At 40.8% G+C, this 708-nt stretch carries 2 protein-coding genes; one reads left to right on the forward strand and one right to left on the reverse strand.

The genetic code is table 11. The features are described 5' to 3' along the window. On the forward strand, positions 1-101 hold a 101-nt coding region (locus KU855_RS18745; protein ID WP_218532818.1), incomplete at its 5' end, for an IS3 family transposase. Between the two features lie 195 nt (positions 102-296). Here KU855_RS18745 and KU855_RS19155 read toward each other — a convergent pair. Continuing rightward, the gene (locus tag KU855_RS19155) at positions 297-566 is read right to left on the reverse strand and encodes a GNAT family N-acetyltransferase (protein WP_371316393.1); all 270 of its coding nucleotides are present in this window, start codon (positions 564-566) and stop codon (positions 297-299) included. Positions 567-708 lie beyond the last annotated feature (142 nt).

Below are 708 nucleotides of genomic sequence, written 5' to 3' on the forward strand. Positions count from 1 at the left end.
TGTTTGAGTACATAGAAGTTGATTACAACAAAACCAGAAGGCATAGTTCACTTGGCTATTTAAGCCCTGAGAATTTTGAATCGAAAATAGTGCTTAGTTAAGTGTCCAGAGTTAGCGGATCAGATCAATGTGGTAAGCCCCTAGAACAGTAGACACTTCATAGAGTTATACTTAACCAAAAATATGAGGTGTTACATGCGCGGAAAACGAACATAAGCGACGTGAGTGAAAGCTTTCTAGCTGATGTTTGCTTATTGATAAATATGAGGCCGAGGAAAACGCTTGGCTATTACATATTAGCCGCATATTGCCCAACGAAAATACGGTCGTTGACCATCCATTCGTTCAACTTCAGCTCCTAACCTCTTGTAAAACTTATGTGCTTTGGTGTTGTAAGGACTTGCTGTCCATGAAATGTGAGAAGTTAACGACTTTTCAGCTTCCGTTTTCAAAGCATGCATAATTTCAGCACCATAGCCCTTTGACCGATGCTTACCTACAACTAGTAAGTCATCAAGCCAAATAGACGGCTCACCGCGAAAGGAGGAATAACGATAATGAAACAAGGCGAACCCCTGAACTCAGGGGCAGATCATGAACGTTTTTTGCCCAATGGCAAATCAAAATTGACCTAATGAGCTAGCTGTGATCTTATGCTCCTCTTTTGAGGAGTTGCCATGAATATAGATACCATCAAAGAGCATTTCA

The organism is Shewanella sp. NIFS-20-20, from assembly GCF_019209865.1.
Classification (GTDB): Bacteria; Pseudomonadota; Gammaproteobacteria; order Enterobacterales; family Shewanellaceae; genus Shewanella.